This window comes from Streptomyces sp. NPDC044106 (assembly GCF_056433985.1).
This window is the reverse complement of sequence record NZ_JBWKFZ010000014.1, coordinates 267,328-290,674: the sequence shown is the minus strand read 5'-3', so window position 1 is coordinate 290,674 and position 23,347 is coordinate 267,328. Positions and strand designations below refer to the sequence as shown.

The window sequence follows — 23,347 nt, the reverse complement described above, 5'->3', positions numbered from 1 at the left end:
GGCGTTGACTTTTGGCACGCTGTTGAGTTCTCAAGGAACGGACGCTTCCTTTGTACTCACCCTCGCGGGCTTTCCTCCGGGCGCTTCCCTTCGGTGTTTCTTTTTGTTCTTCGTTCTTGCGTTTCCGACTCTATCAGACTCTTTCGTGTCCGACTTCCTCGGTGCCTTTCCGGTTCCCGCTCCGGCCTTTCGGCTTTCGCGTTTCCCTTTCCGGCGGTTCCGACTCTATCAGATCCTTTCGGGCCTGACTCCCAGTCGAAGTGGGGTTGCCTTCCCGGCTGTTGGGCCGTTCCGACGTCTCAAACTCTAGCGGGTTTTCCCGGCGACTCATAATCGAGCCTTGGAATTGAATTCGGGCATGCCGAATGCGTTCCGTTGGGAGGTTGTGCAGAGTTTGGTTTGCCGCTTCGACAGCGGCGGAAGGTGCCGCCGCAGAACCGTTACGGCTCCGTGGCAACCCGAAGAACTCTACGGATCGGGCAGGTGGCTGTCAACCCCGCCCCGCGCGGCCCGACCGGTCCGCCGACCACCGTCAGTCCAGGTCGCTGAGGCGGCCGCCGGCGTCCGGCTGGGCGTGCTCCACACGACGGAGAAGACGAGTCAGCACCTCGCCCAGGACACCTCGCTCGTCCTGCGACAGATCCTGGAGGAGATCCTCCTCGAAGACCGTGGCCAGGCGCATCGCCTCCAGCCACTTCTCGCGGCCCTCAGCGGTCAGCTCGACGATCACGCGGACGCGGTTGGTCTCGTCGCGGTCCCGGGTGACCAGGCCCTCCGCCACCATGCGGTCGATGCGGTGGGTCATGGCGGCCGGGGTGAGGCCGAGTCCCTTGGCCAGCTCGCCGGGGCCCATTTGGTACGGGGCGCCGGAGAGGACGAGGGCCTTGAGGACCTCCCACTCGGCGTTGCTGATGCCGAGGGTCGCGGTCTGGCGCCCGTAGGCGACGTTCATGCGGCGGTTCAGGCGGCCGAGGGCCGAGACGATCTGCTCGACCTGGGGGTCGAGGTCCTGGAACTCCCGCTGATACGCGGCGATCTGTTCTTCAAGTGTCGGCTCGCTCGGGCCGGGGGTGTCACCCATGGCCGCAGTATGGCACGCCCCTACTTGGCATTGAAGTCCTTCAGTGTGTACTGTTTAGATCCTAACTTTAGCTTCGAAGTCTTCAGACCTCACTCCTAAGGCAGGTGAAAGTGACCAGGGCGATGGGCGCAGCGATGCGTCGCATTCAGGCAGGCAGCGCGCTGAGCGCGTTCGGCATCGGGTTCACGGTTCCGTTCCTCTACGTCTATGTGGCGCAGGTGAGGGATCTGGGGGCCAGTGCGGCGGGCATCGTGCTCGCCGCCTTCGCCATGGCCGCTCTGATCGTCCTGCCAGTCACCGGCCGCGTCATCGACCGGCGCGGCCCGCTGCCGGTGCTCGTCGGCGCGGCGGTCGTCGCCTCCGTGGGCGCGGTCGCGCTCGGTGTCGCGAGCAGCGAGCCGACGGCGATCCTCTCCGCGGCGCTGCTCGGCGCGGGCACGGCGGTCATGCAGCCTGCGCTGGCGACGATGATCGTCTGGTCGTCGACGCCGGCCACCCGGACGCGGTCCTTCGCGACGCAGTTCTTCCTGCAGAACCTGGGCCTCGGTATCGGTGGTCTCATCGGCGGCCAGATCGTCGACGAGAGCCGGGTCGGCAGCTTCACGCTGCTGTTCTCCATCGAGTCCGTGATGTTCCTGGTGCTCGCGGCCATCGCGCTGACCGTGCGGCTTCCGCACGCGCCGTCCTTCCATGACTCGATGCCCAAGGATGCCTCCGCTCCCCGGGGCGGCATGCGGGTGCTCCTGCGGCACAAGGCCATGGTGCAGCTGTGCGTGCTCGGCTTCGTGATCTTCTTCGCCTGCTACGGGCAGTTCGAGTCGGGGCTCTCCGCGTACGGCGTGGAGGCCGCGGGCATCTCGGCCTCGACGCTCGGTATCGCGCTCGCCGCCAACACGGCCATGATCGTGATCGCGCAGTTCGCCGTCCTGAAGTGGGTCGAGCGCCGCAAGCGTTCCCGTGTGATCGCGTCCGTCGGCCTGATCTGGGCCTTCGCGTGGCTCCTCGCCGGGTACGCCGGGGTCGGGCACGGCAGCCAGGCGATGGCGACCGCCGCGTTCATCTCGACGTACGCGCTCTTCGGGCTCGGTGAGGCGATGCTGTCGCCGACCGTCGCGCCGCTGGTCGCGGATCTGGCGCCGGGCGGCATGGTCGGTCAGTACAACTCGGCCTTCGCCCTGGTGAAGCAGCTGGCCCTCGCGGTCGGTCCGGCCGTGGGCGGGCCGATGGGCGCCGCGCTGCACGTCCCGTACATCGTGACGTTCGTGCTCTTCTCGCTGGGCATCACGGTGCTCGCGGTGCGGCTCGGGCGCCGGCTCACCCCGGTGCAGAACCAGCCCTCGCTGGCCAAGAGCCCGGTGGTGGCGCAGGGCGGCCCGGCCGCCACCGCGCCCGCCACGGCCGACGCGTAGGCGTCACCGGTACGGCCGACGCTCTCAGAGCCTGTGTCACAGGGATAGGACACAGGCTCTCAGTGCTGCTTCGGCAGCGCGAACTCGCACCAGACGGCCTTGCCGCCGCCCGGTGTGCGGCGCGAGCCCCAGTTCGACGCGATGGTGGCGACGATGGCGATGCCGCGCCCCGCCTCGTCGGCCGGTTCGGCGCGGCGGCGGCGCGGCAGGTGGTCGTCGCCGTCGGTCACCTCGATGATCAGCCGGCGGTCGGTGCGGCGCAGTCGCAGGCGCATCGGCGGGGTGCCGTGCTGGAGGGAGTTGGCGACCAGTTCGCTGGCCGCGAGGACGCCCAGGTCGTGCAGTTCCGGTGAGAAGCGCCAGCTGGCGAGGACGCCGGTGGCGAAGGCACGCGCGCGTGGAGCCGCTTCCACGCCGCCCAGCAGCTCCAGGGCGGCGTTTCTGAAGAGCTCGGCGTCCGAGCCGGTGCGGGCGGGGTGCTGGACGACCATGACGGCGACGTCGTCGTCGTGGTCGGCCGCCACCCCGAGGGCTCGGATCAGGCGGTCGCACACGACTTGGGGCGTGCCGGTGGCGCCTGCGAGGGCGCGCTCCAGGGAGGCCACTCCCTCGTCGATGTCCTCGCTGCGCCGCTCGACCAGGCCGTCCGTATAGAGGACGGCGGTGGAGCCGGGGCCGAGCGGGACGGAGCCCGAGGTGTGCAGCCAGCCGCCGGTGCCGAGCGGCGGGCCCGTGGGCTCCTCGGCGCGGTGGATCGTGCCGTTCTCGTCGCGTACGAGGATGGGCAGGTGGCCGGCCGATGCGTAGACCAGGCTTCCTTCGTTCGGGTCGTGCACCGCGTAGACACAGGTGGCGATCTGGCTGGCGTCGATCTCGGCGGCCAGGCCGTCCAGGAGCTGCAGGACCTCGTGCGGGGGCAGGTCGAGGCGGGCGTAGGCGCGTACGGCCGTGCGGAGCTGGCCCATGACGGCCGCCGCGCGTACGCCGCGGCCCATCACGTCGCCGATGACGAGGGCGGTGCGGCCGCCGCCGAGGGTGATCACGTCGTACCAGTCGCCGCCGACCGCCGCCTCGGTGCCGCCCGGCTGGTAGGTGGCGGCGATGCGCAGGTCGTCGGGCTGCTCGAGCTCCTGGGGCAGGAGGGACTTCTGCAGGGTGACGGCCGTCTCGCGCTGGGCCCGCTCGCTGGTGCGCAGGCGCTCGGCGGCCTCGGCGTGGTCGGTGACGTCGGCGGCGAAGACGAGGACGCCGCCGCCTTCTTCGGGGCCCGCCGCGGAGCCGCCGAGCGGCAGTGTCACGGGGGTGCAGGTGAACGTGTACGAGCGGCCCGAGGGTGCCTTGCGGGACTTGACGGTGCGCGGCTTGGCGCTGCGCAGGACCTGGTCCAGGAGCGGCAGCAGGCTCAGCTCGTCCAGTTCGGGCAGGGCCACGCGCGCGGGCTCGCCGACGGGCCGGGGGCCAAAGGCGGTCACGTACGCGTCGTTGACGTACGCGATGCGGTGGTCGGCGCCGTGCACGAGGGCGACGAGGGCGGGGATGCGGTCGAGCACCTCGCGGGCCGGCAGTTCGTCGAGGCCGGCGAGGCCCGCGATGTCGGTGACGCCGTCGGCGCCGTCCGGGATGCGTGTCTCCGCTTCGTCGGAGGGCCGCTCGGCGCGGGCGGCGGGGACGGAGCCGTCCCCGCGCGGTGCGGCGGCGACCGCCTGTTCGGTCCGCGCTGCTGCGCGGCGCTGCGTTCCGGGGAGCCGGGCGCTCCAGCGCGTGAAGTTCACTGCGGTAGGCCTCGTGGTGTCGCTTCTGGATCGGGAACGCTTCTGGATCGGGAACACAGCATGTCGAGAGCGGACGTCCCTGGTGTCGGCCTGACGGCCTGCCCATGGTCACACGAACAGTCTGACCGAGGGGACTGACATCCGTCAGACGCCGGTCCTGTGCGGTGAGTTCCTGATGTGGATCAGGGGGACCCCTTCGGGCGTTCGCCACCGGCCGCGAGTTCGAACTCCGCACGGGGGTGTTCGAGCGATCCGAGGGAGACGATCTCGCGTTTGAACAGGCCGGACAGGGTCCATTCGGCGAGCACACGGGACTTGCGGTTGACGGTCGGCACTCTGCTCAAGTGGTAGACGCGGTGCATGAACCAGGCAGGGTAGCCCTTCAGCTTGCGTCCGTAGACGTGCGCGACACCTTTGTGCAGTCCCAGGGAGGCCACGGAGCCCGCGTACTTGTGTGCGTACTCCTGGAGCGGCTTTCCGCGGAGGGACGCGGTGATGTTGTCGCCGAGGGTCCTGGCCTGGCGTACCGCGTGCTGGGCGTTGGGCGCGCACTCCTTGCCGGGTGCGCCGGCGGTGGCGTCGGGGACGGCGGCCGCGTCTCCCGCCGCCCACGCGTGCGTGGCGCCGTCCACGGTCAGCTCCGCGGTGCACATGAGGCGGCCGCGTTCGTTCAGCGGCAGGTCCGACGCGGCGAGGACGGGGTGGGGTTTGACGCCGGCGGTCCACACGACGGTGCGGGTGGGGAAGCGGGAGCCGTCGCTGAGGACGGCCACCCGGTCCTCGCAGGAGTCGAGGCGGGTCTCCAGGCGTACGTCGATATTGCGCCGTCGCAGTTCGCGCACCGTGTAGCGGCCCATCTCCTCGCCGACTTCGGGCAGGATCCGGCCCGCCGCCTCGACGAGGATCCACTTCATGTCCTCGGCCTTGATGTTGCGGTAGTAGCGGGTGGCGTAGCGCGCCATGTCCTCCAGTTCGCCGAGCGCCTCGACTCCCGCGTAGCCGCCTCCTACGAAGACGAAGGTCAGGGCGGCGTCGCGGATGGCGGGGTCGCGGGTGGAGGAGGCGATGTCCATCTGCTCGATGACGTGGTTGCGCAGGCCGATGGCCTCTTCGACGGTCTTGAAGCCGATGGCGTACTCGGCGAGGCCGGGGATGGGCAGCGTGCGCGCGATGGAGCCGGGGGCCAGCACGAGTTCGTCGTACGTGATCCGGGCGGCCCCGGTGCCTTCCTCCTCGGTGGCGAGGGTGGTGAAGGACGCGGTGCGCTTGGCGTGCTCGATGGACTCGACCTCGCCGATGACGATGCGGCACTTGTCGAGGACGCGGCGCAGCGGGACGACGACATGGCGCGGCGAGATGTTCCCGGCCGCCGCTTCGGGCAGGAACGGCTGATACGTCATGTACGGGTCGGGGCTGATCACGACGATCTCGACCTCGCCCCGTGCGAGCTCCCGCTTCAGCTTTCTCTGGAGTCTCAGCGCGGTGTACATGCCGACGTAGCCGCCGCCGACGACGAGAATGCGCACACAGTCCGTGGAGGCGGGGTGGGTCCCGCCGGAGATCGCAGCCTTCACCATCCCATGACGCACCCGGCTTTGGAGTTTGTCCACAGGCCCGGCAATTTGTGTGACCGGGCAAGGTCTGTGCGAACGGCTCGGCGCGTGGCCGCCGGGCGGGGAAGGTGTGCAGGTCAGCGGAGGGGAGTGGGGTTCGGGGGTGGGCCGCGATAAGGCCGGAAAAGGCGCGTACTCCGATCGGGGGGCGTGCTGTGCGGAACCCGCCTCTTCTGAATTGACCCCCGCTCAACTATGTTCGTGGGACGTCGGGGTGTCGGGGGATGCGCTCGCCGGGCCGGAATTCCGGTTCGTGGAAGCGCCCGCCCCTCACACGTCGGTAGTCAATGACGGGGAGTGTCTCCGGGGGGAGACGTCATTACCGGGGGAACGTGTATGAGCATTCAGGAGACTCACTGGACTTCCGCCGGCATGACGGCAGCAGCCGTCGGCCCGGGTGGGAACGGACGTGACATGGGGGAAGGAGCGCGCACGACACCGCTGCGTGTCGACGCACAGCGCAATCTCGAACATGTGCTCAGGGCGGCACGCGAAGTCTTCGGCGAGCTGGGCTACGGCGCGCCGATGGAGGACGTGGCGCGGCGCGCGCGGGTCGGCGTCGGCACTGTCTACCGACGCTTCCCGAGCAAGGACGTGCTGGTCAGGCGCATAGCCGAGGAGGAGACCTCTCGGCTGACCGACCAGGCGCGTGCGGCGCTCAGGCAGGAGGACGAGCCGTGGTCGGCGCTGTCGCGCTTCCTGCGGACGTCCGTGGCATCGGGGGCGGGCCGGCTGCTGCCGCCGCAGGTGCTGCGGGTGAGCGTCGAGGACGGCGCGGCGGACGACGAGGCGCGGGTGCCGCAGCAGCGGCAGTCGGTCCCGGACTCTCCCGAGCTGCGTCTCGTGGAGCAGCGCCAGGCGCCGGCCGAGGAGTCGGTGTCGCTGGCTGACGACGCGGGGGCGGCGACGCTGCTCGACGTCGTCGGCCGACTCGTGGAGCGGGCCCGTGCGGCGGGCGCGCTGCGGGCGGACGTGACGGTGTCGGACGTGCTGCTGGTGATAGCCACGGCGGCGCCCTCGCTGCCGGACGCGGCGCAGCAGGCGGCGGCCTCCTCGCGACTGCTCGACATCCTGCTCGAAGGGCTGCGGTCGCGGCCCGCGTGACCGGACGGGCCGCGTCGGCGCTGCTCCCGTACGGCGGAAGGCTCAATACCGTGCTCGGGCGCGGTCGTTGAGCCTTCCCCGAATGGGTGAACGGTAGTGCTCCATTGCGGGAACTCACCCCGGACGGGTGGTTGCCTGTCATGACCGTCGGCCGTGGCGCGCCCCTGTGGCACTCTTTCCCGGTGGTCGGGTCTGAGTGTGCAACCGGGGGCGTTCCGCGATGAGTGTTGACGGTCGGGACGAGTCGTCCGGCGGCCTGGGCGAGGAGGCTCCCCCGGGCGGCTCCCCTACGGAGACCGGTGCGCCGCCCTCCCGGCAGGTGCCGCCCCAGGGCGGCCCCGGCGGTGGTACGGAGGCTTCGGCCGACGTGGACGGAGGTCCGGCGGGCGCCCCGGCCGAGCCCAGTGTGCCGCCGCAGCGTGCGGGCGGGGCGGGCGCTCCGGTGCCCGGCTCCGGTGAGGGGGCGGTGGCCGACGCCGACCTGATCACCCGGATGCGCGGCGGCGACGACTCCGCGTACGAGGAGCTCTACCGCCGGCATGCCGAAGCCGTGCGCCGCTATGCCCGTACCTGCTGCCGTGACGCGCACACGGCCGACGACCTCACCGCTGAGGTGTTCGCCCGCATGCTGCAGGCGGTGCGGGGCGGCAGCGGGCCCGAGCACGCCGTCCGCGCGTACCTCCTGACCACGGTGCGCCGGGTCGCGGCGGGCTGGACGAAGTCGGCGAAGCGCGAGCAACTCGTCGATGACTTCGCGGTGTTCGCGGCGCAGGCGGCGCGCGGTGCCGAGGTGGCCGACGACGACACGCTGGACCTGGGCGCGGACGTCCGGGCGATGCACGAGGCCGAGCAGTCGATGGCCATGCAGGCCTTCCGGAGCCTGCCGGAACGCTGGCAGGCCGTGCTGTGGCACACGGAGGTCGAGGAGGAGTCCCCGAGCGACGTCGCCACGCTCTTCGGACTCGACGCGAACGGCACGCGCGTGCTCGCGAGCCGCGCCCGCGAGGGGCTGAAACAGGCCTATTTGCAGGCGCATGTGAGCGCGACGCTCACCGAGAGCGAGGAGTGTGCGCGCTACGCCGACCGGCTCGGCGCCTACGCCCGCGGCGGCCTGCGCACCCGTGCCGAGCGCGGGCTGCGCAAGCACCTGGAGGAGTGCGCCAAGTGCCGGCTGGCCGCGGGCCAGATCGAGGATGTCGCCAGCGGCATCCCCGCGGTGGTGCCGATCGCCGTCATCGGCTGGTTCGGTGCCGCCGGGTACGCGAAGGCCGTGGCGCTCATCGGCGGCGGTACCGCGGGAGCGGGCGCGGCGGGGGCCGCCGGTGCGGCTGCCGCGGGCGGTTCGTCCGGTGGTTCCGCCGCGGGTGGGGCCGCCGCGTCCGAGGGGCTCGGCGCGCCGGCGAAGGCCGGGATCGCGGCGAGTGTCGTCGTGGCGGCCGCGGTCGCCGCGGCGATCGCCCTGACCGGCGGGAGCGGCAAGCCGAAGGAGGATCCGCCGCCGAAGGCCAAGGAGCCCGCGGTGTCCGAGTCGATCGTGCCGCAGAAGCCGCCGCCCCCGAAGGCGAAGCCGACCCCGCCGCCCCCCGCGCCGAAGCCGAAGCCGAAACCCACGCCCACCCACGCTCCCCCGCCGAAGCCGAAGCCTCCCGCCAAGGAGAAGCCCGAGCCGGAGCCGCCCCCGCCGCCACCGGCCCCGAAGCCCACGCCGAAACCGCCGAAGCCGACCCCGACCCCGAAGCCGCCTCCCCCACCACCCCCGGCCCCCCGGGTCTACCAGTGGAACGAGCTGAAGTACGGCCTCATGGGCGACGGCACCAAGCCCGAGATGCGGCTCGCCGGGAGCAGCTGGGTGTGGCAGCGCTGGGGCCTCGCGGTCGGCGGCAAGCGGTACTCCCACGGCGTGACCGTGCACGGCAGGTCCTCCGTCACGATCGACCTGAACCGCAGCTGCTCGACGTACGACGCGGTCGTCGGTGTCGACGACATGACGATGGGCCTCGGCAAGGTGCGCTTCTCCGTGTACGGGGACGGGACGCGGCTGTGGCAGTCCCCGCTGGTCAAGGGTGGTGACCCGGCAGTGCCCCTGCATGTGGGCATCGCCGGACGCAAGACGGTCAGGCTCGTCGTCGACCCGTACACGCCGTTCGACGCGACGGCCCTCGCGGACTGGGCGCAGTCGCGGATGACCTGCCGCTAGATGTATTGGCCTAGGCGCCTGTCGGGCCCGTTGTCTCCGCGAGCGCCTCGGCCGCCACGGCGAGTACGTCCTCGGGCGTCAGCATGCTGCCCGCCGCGCGCTCCCGCTCGTACCCTTCCGGGCCGAGCGCGGCGAGGGCCTCGCGCTCCGCGCGCTCGGCCTCCGCGGCCTCCGGCATGGCGCGGGCGAGTCCGTTGCGCAGGGACATGGCGGCGGCGAGCACCCGGGCCGCACACGCGTGGTGGCCGAGGTCGCCGAGGAACACGGCGGTGCTGTCGATCAAGGAGGCGAGGATCGACTCGGAGCAGCGTGCCGTCAGGGCCGCGCCCAGCGCCTCGGTGAGCAGCGGCAGTGCCTCGGCCGGTCCCGACTCGGCCGCGACGATGCCGGCCCGCAGCCCCCCGAGGGCGGCTTCGAACTGCGGGGGCGGTGAGCCGTACGCGGACTCGCGACGCGCCTCCTCCCACAAGGCCCTGGCCCCGGCGGTGTTCCCCTCGTCCAGCAGCATCATCGCCCGCAGCAGCCGTACGAAGGCGCGCGAATCCGTCACTCCGGACCGGTCGGCCTCCCGGCTCGCCTCGTCGAGCACCTTGGACGCGACGGCCCGGTCGCCCCGGCGGTAGGAGATCTCGGCGACCCGGGCGAGCAGGAACGGCGCCTCGGCGTATGCCCCCACCTCGTAGGCCAGGCGCAGCGCCTCCTCGTACTCGGCGCGGGCGTCCTCGTAGTTGCTGCGGGCCATGGCCGCCTCGCCCGCCGCGCTGCACACCTGCGCGCGCATCCAGCGGTCGCCGACGCGGCGGCTCAGTTCCCGCAGCTCGGCCAGGTCCTCGTCGACACCCGAGAGGTTGCCGGGCATGTCGACGGCCATGTGGGTGCGGAACATGAGGATGACGCCGAGGTCCCAGTCGCCGCCGTACCTGCGGCAGTTCTCGACCGTCCGGTTCAGCGGGACCTTGGCGTCCTCGTGGGTGCCGCCGGTGAAGAAGATCGAGAACGGCCAGATGAGGCCGGGGAAGCGGGCGGACTCGGGGCCCGGCCGCATGAACGCGCTGCGCAGCGCGGTGATGTACTCGTCGTCGCCCCAGCCGGCGTCCTGGCCCGGCCCCTCGGGCCCCCGCACGGGCCTGGACTCCGCGACCAGGAACAGGTGGAGTATCCGGAGGTTCATCCACGGCCAGTAGAGCGGATCGTCCTCGTCGGGCAGGCCGTCCGGGGCGAGTGCCACGACGCGGCCCATCCAGTCGGCGCCCTCGCCGCGGTAGTTGCGCAGCCACCAGAACCAGCCCGTGTGCAGCACCATCCTGATCGCAGCCGCCGCGTCACCGGACTCGATGAGACGCTGCAGGGCCGCCCGGATGTTGTCGAGCTCGGTCTCCAGGCGGGTGATCCACGGCAGTTGCTCGGCCGAGCGGATCAGGGGGTCGGCCCGTGCGACGAGGTCGGCGAAGAACGCCGAGTGGCGGTCGGTGGCCGCGGCGAGCAGCTCCGGGGTCTCGGCAGAGCGCTCACTGGCGTACTCGTGGATGGTCTCCAGGAGGCGGTAGCGCATACCGGTGTCGCCGGGTCCCGCGGCCGGGACGGCCACGACCAGGGACTTGTCGACCAGGGCGCCGATCAGGTCGGTGGCCGGTGCGGTGCAGACCGCTTCCGCCGCCTGAAGGTCCCAGCTGCCGGCGAAGACGGACACCTCGCGCAGCACGGTCCGCTCGGCCTCGTCGAGGAGTTCCCAGGACCAGTCGACGACGGCCCGCAGGGTCTGCTGGCGGGGCAGTACCGTGCGGCTGCCGCTGGTCAGGAGGCGGAAGCGGTCGTCGAGACGGTCGGCGATCTGGCGCGGGGTGAGCAACCTGAGGCGGGCGGCGGCCAGTTCGATGGCGAGCGGCAGGCCGTCCAGACGGCGGCAGATCTCCGCGACGGCCGCCGCGTCCTCCTCGGGGTCGAAGCCGACCCGCACCGCCGCGGCCCGCTCGGCGAACAGGCGGTGCGCCGGGTCGGGCGGGAGCGGTTCCACGGGGCGCACCGACTCGCCCGGCACGCCCAGGGGTTCGCGGCTGGTGGCGAGGATGGTGAGGCCCGGGCAGTGCGTGAGGAGGGTCTCGGCGAGCTCGGCGGCGGCGCCGATGACGTGTTCGCAGTTGTCAAGGAGCAGGAGCAGGCTGCGCGAGGCGCAGTACTCGACGAGCAGGGCGACCGGGTCGTCCTGCGGCGCGGTCAGTTCGCTGGTCATCAGTACGGTCTCGCGCAGGTCGAGCGCACTGACGACAGCGCCGGGCACCGCCTTGGGATGGTCGAGCGGGGCGAGCTCGGCCAGCCATGCCTGTGGATGCCCGGCGGCGGCTTCCTCGGCGAGGCGGGTCTTGCCGGAGCCGCCCGGTCCGGTGAGGGTGACGAGGCGGGCCCTGCGCAAGTCCGAACGGATGGCGGCGAGTTCTGGTTCCCGGCCGACGAAGGACGTCAAGCGGGCGCGGATGTTCCCGTTCCGCTCGGCGGGGGCGGAGCGGTCGGGGTGCGGGGAGCGGCCGGGTTGCGGGGAGGGCTCGATGGGCGTCGGCTGACCGGCGCGGCTTGGCGGTTCGGCGGGGGCGGTCGGGTCGGCGGGGGACGGCTGCTCCGTGCGGGGCAGTTGTGCGTGGTGTGCCGCTGGACCGCCGGTGGCGGCCGATCGTTCGCCGGAGGCTGCCTGGCCGATGCGGCCCGCTTGGCCGATGGAGCCTGCCGGGCTGTTGCGGTCCGCTGGGCTGGTGCGGTCCGCTGGGCCGGTGCGGTCCGCTGGGCCCGTGCGGTCCGCTGGACCCGCACCAGAACCAGAACCAGAACCGGGGCCGGGACCAGAACCGGGACCAGAACCGGCGAGCAACTGCGCGTGCAGCGCCCGGAGTTCCGGGCCGGGGTCGGTGCCGAGGCCGTCGGCGAGCGCGCGGCGCGCCTCCTCGTAGGCGGCGAGCGCGTCGGCCCCGCGTCCGGTATCGCGCAGGGCGCGGATCAGCAGGGCGCGCAAGGTTTCGTCGTACGGCTGGACGGCGGTCAGCTCCCGCAGTTCCGGTACGACGTCGGGGGCGCGGCCGAGGAGCAGGTCCGCCTCGATCCGCGCGCGGACGGCCTCGGCGCGCAGGGCCTCGGGGCGTGCCGAGGCGCTGTGGTCGGAGAGATCGGCGAGGGCGGGGCCGCGCCACAGGGCGAGCGCTTCGCGCAGGGTGCGGGCGGCGGACGCCGGGTCGTCGCGGTCCAGGGCCGCCCTGCCCTCGCGCGCGAGCCGCTCGAAACGGTGCAGGTCCACGTCCTCGGGGGCGACAGCGAGGCGGTAGCCGCCGGGGGCCGACACGACGGCGTCCTTGCCGAGAGCGCGGCGCAGGCGCCCGACGAGTGCCTGGAGGGCGGCGGGGGCGTCGGCCGGCGGGTCGTCCGCCCAGACCTCGTCGATGAGGGTGGCGACGGCGGCCGTGCGGTTCGCGTGGAGCGCGAGGGCCGCGAGCAGGGCGCGCAGGCGCTGGCCCCCTACGGGCAGGGGGGCGCCTTGGTCGTCGTACGCCTCGGTGGCGCCCAGAATTCTGTACCGCACCTCGTCATTCTCCCCGGTGGAGTGCGCGGGGGCGCGGGCTTTCTTACGGGTGCGCGTCACCGGGGACGGCGGCGGCTTCCGGAGTGTGGCGTTCCGGTGGCGGCGTACGTCCCCTCCACCCCGCCGGGCCCGCTCTCTCCGACCCGCCCGACCCGCCCGTCCGACCTACCCGGTCGACCCGGCCGAGGCCCCGCTGGACGGCCGACGCCCCGCCCCTAGAGCACCCCGCTGCGGAACCACGCTCCCCGTAGGGACGGCTCGTTGCCGTGCTGGAGTGCCGGTCCAGCACGTTCCTCTTCGCGACAGCAGCCGCCGCAGCCACAGTTCGGTGGATACCAGGTCGGCGAGGCCGTCCAGCGGAAGTGGTTCTCCTTCGGCTGCCGAGCGCAGGGCCTTGCGGACGACGCGGGCCTCGACCAGGCCGGCTTGAGCGAGCAGCGGGGTGTCGAAGAGGGCGATCAGGTCGTCCACCGCCACGCGGAGGCCGGTGCGGACGGCGGCCTCGTTCGACGCGTGGGACGGCGCGCCCCAGCCGGGCGGCAGTTCGGTGACCCCGGCGCCCTCCAGGACGGTGCGCAGGATCGCGGCCCGCGCCCCGGGCCGGACCCGCAGGGCTTCGGGGAGGGCGCGGCAGGCGCGGACGACCTGGTTGTCCAGGAAGGGCGCGTGCAGGCGCTGGAAGCGCACCTCTGCGGCCTGTTCCAGGACGCGCAGGTCCGCCGCGTGCCGGGCGAGGGACGCCCGCGCGCGGAACTCGCCCGGGCGCTGGCCGGGCCCGGCCCCGCGCAGCGTCGTGTCGTGGAGGCGAACCGATACTTCAGCGAGGGCCTCACCGGTCAGCCAGCGCGCGGCGGGGCCCGGCCTTGCCCACGCGAGAGCGGCGAGCGACGCCCCCACGGCCCCGCCCGGTTCGTCGAAGCGGCGGTGCAGCAGCTGGTCGGCGAGTGACTCGACGCCCGCGCGGTGCGGCATGCGGGCCAGCTTGCGCGCGGCGCCGTACACGCGCGCGGGGACCAGCACCGAGCCGTCGGCCTTCGCGAGGGCCGCCACGGGGCGCACGAGGTGGCGCCGCTTGCGGTCCATCAGGAGGTCGGCGAGGCGGGCCGGGTGGGCGTCGAGGACCTGCCGGGCGCCGTGGCCCGTGAAGTGGTCGGCGCTGCCCGATGAGAGCCGCGCGCGGTGGCGCTGGGCGGAGACGAGGACGGCGCTCGGCTCGTCCGTCAGGGGGCCGTCGAGGTCGGCGTAGGGCAATGCGTCCTCGCCCGCGGCGACGACGACGTGGTGCAGGCGGGGGTTGGCGGCGATGGCGCCGGCCCGCTCCAGTTCGGCCTCTCGGCCGTTGACGGCCAGGTCGTTGAAGGTGACGGCGAGCAGCCGCTCCCCCGCGCCCGTGCCGTGCCCGAGGACGGTGCCGGGCATCCCGGGCAGGCCGGCGGCGAGGAGGGCGAGGGTTCCCGATGCGGGTCCTCCGGAGAGGTCGGCTCCGATGCCGGGCACCGGCATGCCGCGGGCCGCGCGCCGTTCGGCGGGCCCCATGCCGGGCACGGGGCCGGGGTCGACGCCCGTGCCGGGTACGTGGCGCGGGGCGGTGAGGCGGGTACGTACCGCCTCAACGAGGGCGTCCCTGACGCCGTCCACCGCACTGTCGGGGTCGCCGGGGGGAGCCGCGACGGCCAGCGAGGCCACGGGTTCGTACCCGGCGATCTCCCGTGCGCCCGCGCGCAGGATCAGCGCGTGCCCCGGTGGCACGCGCCGCACGCCCTGGTACGGGGTGGAGTCGTGCAGCGCCTCGGGGACGTCGGGGGCGGCGAGCAGCGCCGCGAGGTGGCCGATGTCCAGGTGGGCCTCGATGAGGTCGGCCAGCGGCAGCGCGGCCGTCGCATAGGCCGTCCCCCCTGCCCAGGGGGTGTAGAAGACGGGGCGGGCGCCCGCGAGGTCACCCGCGATCATGACGCGGCGGCCGACCTGGACGACCGCCGTGTAACTGCCGGGCCAGGCCGTCAGGTGACGCAGGGCGCCGCCGCGGGCGGCGAGGAGACCGACCCGCAGTTCGTCGTCGTCGGCTCCGCAGGTGCCGAGCACCGCGATGCGGGCCTGCTCGTCGACGGTCACTGTGCGTACTTCGTCGGCGCGCCAGTCGCCCACCGCCCAGAGCGGGTCCGGGTCGCCCCACAGGAGCTGGGAGCCGACCGGGTGCACGGTCTCGCCGTCCGCGCCGGTGGCACCGGCAGAGCCCAGGGCCGAGGACCTCGCGGTGGTACTGCTCCACCCCACCAACCACCGCATCGCTGCCTCCACAGGCTGTGGACGAACCGTCGGCGTATCGCCGTCGGCACGGCCGACCGAGCGCACCGAAGAACTACCGGAGAACTGGGGACCCATGCTGCCACGAAGGAGGCGCGCGGGAAGGGCTGCGGAGGCCCTCTAGGGCCAGTGAATGCACCTTGGGCGTGCGGTAGTTGAAGGGCCGAACGACAGCATGCTTCTTACGAGGACGCCGGGGAGACCTCGGGCAGGCCCCGGGGAGACCTCGGGCAGGCCCCGGGGAGACCTCGTACAGGACCCGGGAAGACCTCGGTCCGGCCCCGGCGCGCCGCGCGAAGGCCTCGCGCCCGTGGCGCGTGTGACGGGCGCGAGCGCACTCCGCAGCCCACCCGTGGGCGAAATGCCCGTTTGTATACACGGGCGCTTTTCGGCCAAATCGGCCTGGGATGCGCCCGGAACGGAACCGTTCGACGGCAACCCACAGCCCGGGAGGCGGCGTTCGCCCCCCGGACCGGTCCGCCGCCCGCGGGGATGAAGGCGGCGGTGTCCCCCAGCCCACTGACTCCAGCGCAGCGGGCCGACCCACGCACCGCCAATGGAAGCGCTCCCCCAGTGGCCGGAGAAGAGCGCACACACGGGCGCACGGCCACACAACCGGAGCACGCCGAGGCATGGACGCACTTCCGTACGGGCAACAATCTCGCCATCCGGAACTGCGCCTCTTAACGCTTGGGATGCGGCGAACTACGCTGTGTGTGCTGATGTTTTCGCGGAGGCATATACCTGGAGGATCGGCCAAACGCTCTTGCGGCCGCCATTCCGGCCACTGCGCGCGGGGCCCGGGGCGCGACCGCCCGGACCGCGGTGCGCGGAGGGTCCGGCCATGGCGCACGTGGCGCATGCCACGGCGCTCACGGCCGGTTCACGGCCACGGGTGCCACTGCCCCCGGGGGAACCCAGCACGAATGCCGTGCGGTCCAGCCACCGCCCGGCAGCCGTCTGTGTCGAGGGGTGGCGCATGTCCAGGGAGCAACGCGGGCCGAACGAAAAGCTCGGCACCGTTCTCGCCCTCGCGGGAATCAGCAATGCGGGACTCGCCCGCCGGGTCAACGACCTCGGCGCACAACGCGGGTTGACGCTCCGTTACGACAAGACATCGGTGGCCCGCTGGGTGTCCAAGGGCATGGTGCCGCAGGGCGCCGCGCCCCACCTGATCGCGGCGGCCATCGGACAGAAGCTCGGCCGCCCGGTGCCGCTGCACGAGATCGGCCTCGCGGACGCCGACCCCGCGCCCGAGGTGGGCCTCGCCTTCCCGCGCGACGTGGGGGCGGCGGTGAAGTCCGCGACCGAGCTGTACCGCCTCGATCTGGCGGGCCGCAGGGCGGGCGGCGGCATCTGGCAGTCGCTGGCCGGCTCCTTCGCCGTCAGCGCCTACGCGACGCCCGCGTCGCGCTGGCTGATAACCCCGGCCGACAGCTCCGTCGCCCGCGACGTGTCGCCCGAGGTGGCACGCGACGTCGCGCACCCCGAGGACGGCGCGCCGATGAAGGTCGGTCACAGCGACGTACTGAAGCTGCGGGAGGCCGCCGAGGACGCGCGCCGCTGGGACTCCAAGTACGGAGGCGGCGACTGGCGTTCCTCGATGGTCCCCGAGTGCCTGCGGGTCGAGGCGGCGCCACTGCTGCTCGGCTCGTACTCCGACGAGGTCGGCCGCGCGCTCTTCGGGGCGTCGGCCGAGCTGACGCGCCTCGCCGGCTGGATGGCCTTCGACACGGGCCAGCAGGAGGCGGCCCAGCGCTACTACATCCAGGCGCTGCGGCTCGCCCGCGCGGCGGCGGACGTACCCCTTGGGGGGTACGTCCTTGCTTCCATGTCCCTCCAGGCGACGTACCGCGGCTTCGGGGACGAGGGCGTCGACCTCGCACAGGCCGCCCTGGAGCGGAACAGGGGCCTTGCCACCGCCCGCACCATGAGCTTCTTCCGCCTCGTCGAGGCGCGGGCCCACGCGCGTGCCAACGACGCGCAGGCCGCGGGGGCGGCGCTGCGGGCCGCCGAGGGGTGGCTGGAGCGGTCCCGGGACGGCGACCACGACCCCAGCTGGCTCGGCTTCTACTCCTACGACCGCTTCGCCGCCGACGCCGCCGAGTGCTACCGCGACCTGAAGGCGCCGCGGCAGGTCCGGCGCTTCACCGAGCAGGCGCTGTCCCGCCCCACCGAGGAGTTCGTGCGCTCGCACGGATTACGCCTCGTGGTGTCGGCGGTCGCCGAGCTGGAGTCCGGCAACCTCGACGCGGCGTGCGAGCAGGGCACGCGGGCGCTCGAGGTCGCCGGGCGGATCTCCTCCGCGCGGACCACGGAGTACGTGAAGGACCTGCTGCACCGTCTGGAGCCGTACGGGGACGAGCCACGGGTGGTGGAGCTCCGCGAGCGGGCACGGCCGCTGCTGATGGCTCCGGCGTAGCCGGCGGGCGGATTCCGGGGTGGCCCGGGGGGGCGGCACCGTCGCGTCCGGCATCGTCATGGCGGGCGGGTGGGTGAACGCGGGGGTGGCCCCGTGTGAACCACCGCGGAGCGGCGGAGAAGGATCCGGCGCCCGAGGTTTGGCGGCGTTGTCAGTGGCGCAGGGCAGTATCTGTGGTGGGAGGTGAGGCGCGGTGAAGAAGGTCGCGTACGACTGCGACGTACTGGTGATCGGCGGCGGGATCGTCGGTCTGGCGACGGCGTATGCCCTCACGCGCACCGCCCCCGGCACCAGGGTCACGGTCCTGGAGAAGGAGCACGGACCCGCCCGCCACCAGACGGGCCGCAACAGCGGCGTGATCCACAGCGGGATCTACTACCGTCCGGGCTCGCTCAAGGCGAGGTACGCGGTCCGCGGCGCCGCCGAGATGATCAAGTTCTGCGCGGAGTACGACATCGCGCACGAGGTCACCGGCAAGCTGATCGTCGCCACCGAGCGCGCGGAGCTCCCCCGCCTGCACGGCCTCGTCCAGCGCGGCAGGGAGAACGGCATTCCGGTCCGGGAGCTCGGCCCCGCCCAGATCGCCGAGTACGAACCGGAGGTCCGCGGCCTGGCCGCCATCCACGTGGGCACGACCGGGATCTGCGACTACAGCGCGGTGGCGGCGCACCTGGCGGACGCCTCCGGAGCCGACATCCGCTACGGCGCGGGCGGCGAGGTCACCCGCATCGACCGCCGCCCCGACCGCGGTGTGGCGGTCGCCACCGCCGACGGCACGGTCGTCCGCGGCAAGGTCCTGGTGAACTGCGCGGGACTGCACTGCGACGAGGTCGCGCGGCTCACCGGCGACGACCCGGGCATGCGGATCGTCCCGTTCCGCGGCGAGTACTTCGATCTCGTCCGCCCCGAGCTGGTGCGCGGCCTCGTCTACCCCGTGCCCGACCCGGCCTTCCCCTTCCTCGGCGTGCACCTCACCCGGGGCATCGGCGGCGGCGTCCACGTGGGACCGAACGCGGTCCCCGCGCTGGCCAGGGAGGGGTACGACTGGTCGGTCATCCGCCCCCGCGAGCTCGCGGGGACCCTCGGCTGGCCCGGCTCCTGGCACATAGCGCGCCGCCACTGGCGGTACGGGGCGGGTGAGCTGCGCCGTTCGGCGTCCAAGTCCGCGTTCACCGAAGCGGTGCGCAGGCTGCTGCCCGCGGTGGGGCCGGACGATCTGGTGCCCGCGCCCGCCGGTGTCCGGGCCCAGGCGGTCCTGCGGGACGGCACGCTGGTCGACGACTTCCTGATACGCGAGGGCGCGCGCACGGTGCACGTACTGAACGCGCCGTCCCCCGCCGCCACCGCCTCCCTCCCCATCGGCAGGGAGGTCGCCCGCCGGGCGCTGGGCGCGTTGCGCGCCGCGGGCTGAGCGACGACCCTGGCCAGGAACAGGCAGCCGGGGAGCGGACAGGCAGCCGTGGACCGGACCCGGCTCGTGCAGCGGCTCCCGCAGCCGCTCCCGCAACGGCTCGTGCGCCCCCGCCCTCCGCCACCCCGTAAAATCGCCGCACTGTGTCTGACTCACCCCACACCCCCGAAACCCCGTCGCCGGACGCTGTCCGTGCCCCGCGCGCGGGTGGCCGTCCGCAGGCTCCGGCCCGGTTTCCCGGAGGGCCGTCGCCCGACCCCGCGGGGTCGCACCACGAGCGGCGGATCCGGAGTTTCCAGCCCCGGCGCAGCCGGGTGACCGCCAGCCAGGAGGACGCCCTGCGCCGGCTCTGGCCCACGTGGGGACTGGACATCGACGGCCTGCGCACGCTGGATCTCGCCGAGCTCTTCGGCGACGGCGAGACCCCCTCCGGCAAGCCCGTCGTCCTGGAGATCGGCTTCGGCATGGGCGAGGCCACCGCGAAGATGGCCGCCGCCGACCCGGACACCGGCATCCTCGCCGTCGACGTGCACACCCCCGGCCAGGGCAACCTCCTCGCCCTCGCCGAGCGGAACGGCCTGAGCAACGTCCGGGTGGCCAACGGCGACGCGATCATCCTGCTCCGCGAGATGCTCGCGCCCGCGTCCCTCGACGGCCTTCGCGTCTACTTCCCCGACCCCTGGCCCAAGGCCCGCCACCACAAGCGCCGTCTGATCCAGCCGGAGTTCCTGACGCTGGCCGCGCCCTCCCTCAAGCCCGGCGCGCTGCTGCACTGCGCGACCGACTGGGAGCCGTACGCCGAGCAGATGCTGGAGGTGCTCACCGCGCACCCCGACTTCGAGAACACCCAGGCCGACGGCGGGTACGCGCCGCGCCCCGCCTTCCGCCCCCTCACCCGCTTCGAGGGCCAGGGCCTCGACAAGGGCCACGTCGTCCACGACCTGCTGTTCCGCCGAGTCGCCCCTGCCCAGGGCTGAGGCACCGTCGCGGCCTGTCCCGTCCCTCGTTAGGGTCAACGGCGTGGCCACCGTTTCCCCGTATCCGATACCCCCCGAGGCGCCCGCCCCGGGGGCGCTGCGCCGCGTCCGCTGGTGGCAGCGGCGCGCGATACGCGTGGCCGCGCTCGTCACGCTGCTCGCCCTCTCGGGCCTGGTGATCCTCGCCCTGGTCAGGGAGCAGACCGGCACCGAAGGCTTCCTGGTCGGGCTCGGTCTCGCGACCGTGCCCGTGCCGCTGCTCGTCGCCGCCTTCCGCTGGCTGGACCGGGTGCAGCCGGGGCCCTGGCGGAACCTCCTCTTCTCCTTCTCCTGGGGAGCCTGCGCCGCCGCCCTCATAGCGATCGTCGCGAACAGCTTCGCGATCCGCTGGATAGCCACCGCCACCGCCGACCCCACCAGCGCCGACACCCTCGGCGCGACCGTCATCGCCCCGATCGTCGAGGAGAGCGCGAAGGCGGCGGCCGTCCTGCTCGTCTTCCTCTTCCGCAGACGCGACTTCACGGGGATCGTCGACGGCGTCGTCATAGCCGGGGTGACCGCGACCGGCTTCGCGTTCACCGAGAACATCCTCTATCTGGGCAACGCCTTCGTCACCGACCAGCTCAGCCGCGAAAGCGGCCTCGCCTCGGTGACGGCCGCGACCTTCTTCGTACGCGTCGTCATGTCGCCGTTCGCGCATCCGCTGTTCACGGTCCTGACCGGCATCGGCTTCGGCCTCGCCGCGTTCGCCGCCGAGCACCGGCGCCTGCGCCGCGCGCTGCTCCCGCTCGCCGGGCTGCTGCTCGCGATGGGCATGCACGCGCTGTGGAACGGCTCGGCGGTCTTCGGGCAGTACGGCTTCTTCACCGTGTACGCGGCCTTCATGCTCCCGGCGTTCGGGCTGCTGACCTGGCTGGCGATCTGGACCCGGCAGCGCGAACTGCGCACGATCCGGGCGGAGCTGCCCGGGTACGCCGCGGCCGGCTGGCTGACCCCGCCCGAGCCGTACGCGCTCGGCTCGATGCGCGCCCGCTCGCTGGCCCGCGACTACGCCTCGTACACCTGGGGCAAGGCCGCGGCCCGCACGGTCGCCGAGTACGAGACGTATGCGACGTCGCTCGCGCTCCTGCGCCACCGGGGCCGGCGCGGCCGGGCCGGGGCCGACTTCGTCGTACGCGAGCGTGAGCTGCTCGACAAGCTCTGGGAGCGCCGCGAGCCGGCCCGCCCCGCCCTCGCGTACGCAGCCCGCGCGACACTGCCGGTGCCGGTGATGCTCCCCGTGCCGTACGCGGCGTACGGGCACCTTCCGCCCGGCCTGCCCCCGTACCAGCCGCAGCCGCAGCCCTACCCGGCCTACGGCTACGGCTACGGCTACCCGACGGCGTACGACAATCCGTACCGCCGCCCCTGAGGGCTACGCGGAAGCCGCCGTGAGGCGCGCGGCCTCCGCCTCCGTGAGCTGGAGGTCCGCCACCGCGAGCAGCGCGGGCAGCTGCTCGACCGTGCGGGCGGAGGCGATCGGCGCCGCGACGGTGGGCTGGGCCGCGAGCCAGGCGAGCGCCACGGTCGCGACCTCGGCGCCGCGCTCCGCGGCGATCTCGTCGAGCGCGGTCAGGACGCGGTCGCCGCGCTCGGTGCCCGCGTACTCCTGGACGCGCCCGCTGCGCGCGCTCTCCACCCGCGCACCCGGGCGGTACTTGCCGGTGAGGAAGCCGGACGCGAGTGCGTAGTAGGGCACGGCCGCGAGGCCGGAGCGGGATGCGACCTCCTGGAGCGGGCCCTCGTAGGTGTCGCGGGAGACGAGGTTGTAGTGCGGCTGGAGCGCGACGTAGCGCGCGAGGCCCTCGCGGTCGGAGAAGTCGAGGGACTCCTGAAGCCGTTCCGGGGTGATGTTGGAGGCCGCGATCGCCCGCACCTTGCCGTCCCGCACCAGCTCGTCGAGGGTGCCGATGATCTCCTCGACGGGGACCGACGGGTCGTCGTAGTGCGTGTAGTAGAGGTCGATGTAGTCGGTGCCGAGACGGCGCAGGGACGCGTCGATGCCGCCCTTGACCGTGGCCGGGGAGAGGCCCTTGAAGTCGGGGTGGGCGCCGACCTTCGTGGCGAGGACGACGTCGGAACGGTTGCCGCGCTCGGCCAGCCACTCGCCGATGAGGGTCTCGGACTCGCCGCCCTTGTTGCCGTCGACCCAGGCGGAGTAGACGTCGGCGGTGTCGATGAAGTTGCCGCCTGCCGCGGTGTAGGCGTCGAGGACGGCGAAGGACGCCGCCCGGTCGGCGGTCCAGCCGAAGACGTTGCCGCCCAGGGCGAGCGGGGAGACCTCGAGTTCGGAAGCGCCGAGTGTACGGAGAGAAGTCATATGTCGCTCAACGTCCCCGACGGTATGCGAATTCCGTCAGGGACGAGGGTCGATCAGGGGTTCAGGCCCTTGCCCTGCAGCCAGGTCAGCGGGTCGATGCCCGTGCCGTCCGGGGTGTGGACCTCCATGTGCAGGTGGGGCCCGGTGACGTTGCCGGTCGCGCCGACGCGGCCGATGACCTCGCCCGTGGTGACCTTCTGGCCCGCGCTGACATTGAGCGAGGACTGGTGGCAGTACCAGACCTCCGTGCCGTCCTCGAGTTCGAGCACGGTGCGGTAGCCGTACGCGCCCGCCCAGCCGGCCTCCTTGACGGTGCCGGTGTGCACGGCCTTGAGCGGGGTACCCGTGGGAGCGGCGAAGTCCAGTCCGGTGTGGTGGCCCGAGGACCACATGGCACCGGCGTCACCGAAGTGTGAGGTGAGGGTGTACGACGAGGTGGGGATGGCGTAGCTCTTGGCGAGCTTGGCCAGGCGTTCGGCCTCGGCCTTCGCCTTGCGGGCCTCCTCCGCCTTCTTCTTCTTGGCGGCGGCCTCGGCGTCGGCCTTCTTCTCGGCGGCCCGCTGCTGGCCGGCGGCCTGCCGGGCGGCCTGCCGGGCGGTCGCGTCCTCGGCCGCGGTCCGTACGGCGGTGTCGGCCTGGTGCTGCTGGTTCTCGGCCTGCCGCATGATGCGGGCGCGCAGTGCCTCGCCCGCGTCGGTGGTGCCCTGCTCGGCGTCGGCGGTGCTGACACCGGCCGCGGTGAGCGGAGCCGCCGCGGCGGCGTTCGCCGTGGTGTCCGGGGAGCCGTCGGCCAGCAACGAGCCGACGCCGGGCAGCGACTCGGCGTCCGGCAGCGAGTCGGCGACGGTGTCCATGCCCGGCAAGTCGGGCATGGATATGGAGACCGGCGGCCTGCCGTCCTGCGCGGTGGCGATGCCGCCCGCGCCGACGGCGGCGATGACGCCCACGCCGAGGACGGTGGAGCTCCGGGCGAGCCCGCCACCGCTCTTCTTGTGCACACGGTGCCTGCCGCGGACGGGACGGACGGACTCCTCGGTGGGGTTCCACTCTTCGAAAGAGCCCTCGTCGTACGAGCCGAAGTCGTCGTCATTCGGTACGTACACGGCTTGGGGGGCAGGCCGGTTGGACGCCACTGG

14 protein-coding genes are annotated in these 23,347 nt (G+C 73.0%); 7 read left to right on the top strand and 7 right to left on the bottom strand.

Translation table 11 applies throughout. The annotated features are described in order from the left end of the window. Positions 1 to 532: 532 nt before the first annotated feature. A complete protein-coding gene (locus AC07DI_RS26610) occupies positions 533 to 1,081 on the bottom strand; it encodes a MarR family winged helix-turn-helix transcriptional regulator (protein WP_384256139.1) in 549 nt (182 codons plus the stop codon). A 122-nt stretch (positions 1,082 to 1,203) separates the two neighbouring features. Between AC07DI_RS26610 and AC07DI_RS26605 the strand changes: the two genes are divergently transcribed. Next, a complete protein-coding gene (locus AC07DI_RS26605; protein WP_478906397.1) occupies positions 1,204 to 2,490 on the top strand; it encodes an MFS transporter in 1,287 nt (428 codons plus the stop codon). Between the two features lie 59 nt (positions 2,491 to 2,549). Here the strand turns inward: AC07DI_RS26605 and AC07DI_RS26600 are convergent, their stop codons facing one another. Together AC07DI_RS26600 and AC07DI_RS26595 are read right to left on the bottom strand one after the other, a co-directional pair. Then, positions 2,550 to 4,262, bottom strand: a complete 1,713-nt coding sequence (locus tag AC07DI_RS26600; RefSeq protein ID WP_478906380.1) for an ATP-binding SpoIIE family protein phosphatase — start codon at positions 4,260 to 4,262, stop codon at positions 2,550 to 2,552. A 182-nt stretch (positions 4,263 to 4,444) separates the two neighbouring features. Next, positions 4,445 to 5,839 (bottom strand): NAD(P)/FAD-dependent oxidoreductase, encoded by a 1,395-nt coding sequence (locus tag AC07DI_RS26595; RefSeq protein WP_478906378.1) that lies wholly within the window; start codon positions 5,837 to 5,839, stop codon positions 4,445 to 4,447. Positions 5,840 to 6,211: 372 nt separating this feature from the next. Between AC07DI_RS26595 and AC07DI_RS26590 the strand changes: the two genes are divergently transcribed. Together AC07DI_RS26590 and AC07DI_RS26585 are read left to right on the top strand one after the other, a co-directional pair. Beyond that, the gene (locus tag AC07DI_RS26590) at positions 6,212 to 6,979 is read left to right on the top strand and encodes a TetR/AcrR family transcriptional regulator (protein ID WP_478906376.1); all 768 of its coding nucleotides are present in this window, start codon (positions 6,212 to 6,214) and stop codon (positions 6,977 to 6,979) included. Positions 6,980 to 7,199: 220 nt separating this feature from the next. Next, positions 7,200 to 9,176, top strand: coding sequence for a sigma-70 family RNA polymerase sigma factor (locus AC07DI_RS26585; RefSeq protein WP_478906374.1), 1,977 nt, complete (start codon positions 7,200 to 7,202; stop codon positions 9,174 to 9,176). Between the two features lie 10 nt (positions 9,177 to 9,186). On the opposite strand, the gene AC07DI_RS26580 is transcribed toward AC07DI_RS26585, so the two are convergent. After that, entirely contained in the window at positions 9,187 to 12,738 is a 3,552-nt protein-coding gene (locus AC07DI_RS26580; protein ID WP_478906372.1) for an AfsR/SARP family transcriptional regulator, read from the bottom strand. A 165-nt stretch (positions 12,739 to 12,903) separates the two neighbouring features. Continuing rightward, a complete protein-coding gene (locus AC07DI_RS26575) occupies positions 12,904 to 15,024 on the bottom strand; it encodes an asparagine synthase-related protein (RefSeq protein WP_478906370.1) in 2,121 nt (706 codons plus the stop codon). Positions 15,025 to 16,021: 997 nt separating this feature from the next. On the opposite strand from AC07DI_RS26575, the gene AC07DI_RS26570 reads away from it, so the two are divergent. The 4 genes from AC07DI_RS26570 (at position 16,022) to AC07DI_RS26555 (ending at position 21,263) form a co-directional block, all read left to right on the top strand. Further along, positions 16,022 to 17,464 (top strand): NsdA family TPR-like regulatory protein, encoded by a 1,443-nt coding sequence (locus AC07DI_RS26570; RefSeq protein ID WP_384256120.1) that lies wholly within the window; start codon positions 16,022 to 16,024, stop codon positions 17,462 to 17,464. A 193-nt stretch (positions 17,465 to 17,657) separates the two neighbouring features. Then, a complete protein-coding gene (gene lhgO / locus AC07DI_RS26565) occupies positions 17,658 to 18,875 on the top strand; it encodes an L-2-hydroxyglutarate oxidase (protein WP_478906368.1) in 1,218 nt (405 codons plus the stop codon). A 143-nt stretch (positions 18,876 to 19,018) separates the two neighbouring features. Continuing rightward, entirely contained in the window at positions 19,019 to 19,852 is an 834-nt protein-coding gene (gene trmB / locus AC07DI_RS26560; protein ID WP_478906366.1) for a tRNA (guanosine(46)-N7)-methyltransferase TrmB, read from the top strand. A gap of 43 nt (positions 19,853 to 19,895) precedes the next feature. Beyond that, positions 19,896 to 21,263: a PrsW family intramembrane metalloprotease gene (locus tag AC07DI_RS26555; RefSeq protein WP_384256113.1), complete on the top strand. Its 1,368-nt coding sequence runs from the start codon at positions 19,896 to 19,898 to the stop codon at positions 21,261 to 21,263. Positions 21,264 to 21,266: 3 nt separating this feature from the next. Here AC07DI_RS26555 and AC07DI_RS26550 read toward each other — a convergent pair whose 3' ends face one another. Then, positions 21,267 to 22,211, bottom strand: a complete 945-nt coding sequence (locus AC07DI_RS26550; protein WP_478906363.1) for an aldo/keto reductase — start codon at positions 22,209 to 22,211, stop codon at positions 21,267 to 21,269. Positions 22,212 to 22,264: 53 nt separating this feature from the next. Then, complete coding sequence (locus AC07DI_RS26545; protein WP_478906361.1) at positions 22,265 to 23,344, bottom strand: M23 family metallopeptidase; 1,080 nt, start codon at positions 23,342 to 23,344, stop codon at positions 22,265 to 22,267. Positions 23,345 to 23,347: the final 3 nt, after the last annotated feature.